Source organism: Arthrobacter sp. Dra40, from assembly GCF_059091905.1.
Window position 1 is genome coordinate 1 of sequence record NZ_JBNHHB010000439.1, and the last position, 1,978, is coordinate 1,978.

Sequence of the window (1,978 nt, forward strand, 5' to 3'; positions counted from 1 at the left end):
CTCTCACCGGCATGGAGCCCGACCGGTGGGCCGAAGAGCGGCGCCGCGGGTTGACCATCGACCTGGGTTTTGCGTGGACCGGGCTCCCGTCGGGCAGGGACGTAGCGTTCGTGGACGTGCCCGGGCACGAGCGTTTCCTCGGGAACATGCTGGCCGGACTCGGTCCCGTTCCCGCCGTGTGTTTCGTCGTCGCCGTGGACGAAGGCTGGCAGGCACAATCCAGCGACCACCGCGACGCAGTCGCGGCGTTTGGCATCAACCACGGGGTGGTGGTGTTGACCCGCCATGACCGCGCCCCGGACAGGGCCGAGGAGGTTCTGGCCCGTGTCCGGGCGGAGCTGGCCGGCACCGGACTGCGCGACGCGCCGGCAGTCACCGTGTCTGCGGTCACCGGGACAGGACTTGACGAATTGCGCCGCCTGCTGGATCAGACGTTGGCGTCAATGCCCGGTCCGGACCCCTCGGCCCGGGTGCGGCTGTGGATCGACCGTTCCTTTACCATCAGCGGTGCGGGAACCGTGGTGACCGGGACCCTGACAGCCGGCAGGCTGGCCGAAGGCGACCGCTTGCAGCTCCTGGGCCAGGACAGCATGCGGCCGGTGTCGGTGCGGGGTTTGCACAGCCGCAACAGGGCCCTTCCATCCATAGGCCCCTGCAACCGGGTGGGCGTCAATCTGCGCGGCGCGATGGCCGCCGGCGATCTCCGACGCGGTGACGTCCTGGTGTCCGAGGATAGTTGGCCGGTCGTGGACAGCATCGATGTCCGCCGCACCACGGGTCTGGCGTTCGTCGACGGGCCGCGGCATCTGGTCGCCCACGTCGGCACGGCGGCCGTGCCCTGCCGCCTGCGTCCGTTCGACGAGGACCACGCTCGACTGGCCCTCGAGCGGCACCTCCCGTTGGCGCTCGGGGACCGCCTGGTGCTGCGGGCCGAAGGCAGCCGGTCGGTGCTGGCGGGAGCCCAGGTCCTCGACGTTGACCCGCCCGCGTTAAACCGCAGGGGGGACAGCGCCAGACGGGCCGAGAGCCTCGCGGTCATGCCTGCCTGCGGCGACGCGCTCATCGAAGTGGTCCGCCGGGGTGTTGTCCGGGTTGACCACTTGCGCCGGATGGGTGTTCGTTCGCTGGGCAGGGTTCCCGACGATGTGCGGGAGTTCGGTGGGTGGTGGGTGCATGCGCCGGTCTTCGACGCCGGGCAACGACGGCTGCTGGCAGCGGTGCAGGAGCTGGGGGAGCGGCACCCGTTGGCGGCCGGCCTGTCCCGCGGTGCCGCCCTGGACGTGCTGGGACCGGCAGGGGAGGCCATGCTCGACGCGGCCGTCCGAGCGGCCGGCCTGGAACAGAACGGCGGATACATCCGGCTGCCCGGACAGCGTAATCTTGGTGCGGCCGAGGCAGCCGTGCGCGCTGTGGAGCAGCGCCTCCGGGCCGAACCTTTCGCTGCCCCGGAAGCTCCGCACCTCAGGGCTCTCGGGCTCGGCTCCCGGGAACTCGCTGCCGCCGAGCGCACCGGACGCCTGCTGCGGCTTGACGGCGGGATAGTGCTGCTGCCGCAAGCGCCCGCCTTGGCGATGAGGGAATTGGCCCGCCTGCCGCAGCCCTTCACGACCAGTGAGGCACGCCTGGCCCTGGGGACCACCCGGCGCGTGGCTGTCCCGCTGCTCGAACACCTTGACGCCAGGGGCTGGACCAGGCGGCTGGACTCCGGCCACCGCACTCTCGCGCGCCAAGCGTAACGGATAGGCGGAGAGCAGCCGAGGCCATATTGCCGGGACACAAGTCAGTTAGCCGCCGATAACTGAAGCTTGTCTCGGGCAACCTTTTGTGAACGCGGCCCGCCCGCAGCAACGGCGGGAAACGCCGTCGTTCCGGGCTTTTAGGGTTTGATGCCCGGCATCGCCCTAAATTTCCGCGCCCAACGGCGCGTGGCCTTAAGGTTGCATCTCGATAACAACCGGATCTGAAGCGACCTTTTTAT

General features: G+C 69.9%; 1 protein-coding gene. It reads left to right on the forward strand.

The annotated features are described in order from the left end of the window. Positions 1 to 1,736, forward strand: a 1,736-nt coding sequence (gene selB / locus AC5RWT_RS36915; RefSeq protein WP_494084545.1) for a selenocysteine-specific translation elongation factor, incomplete at its 5' end; no start/stop codon positions are given. Between the last annotated feature and the right edge of the window lie 242 nt (positions 1,737 to 1,978).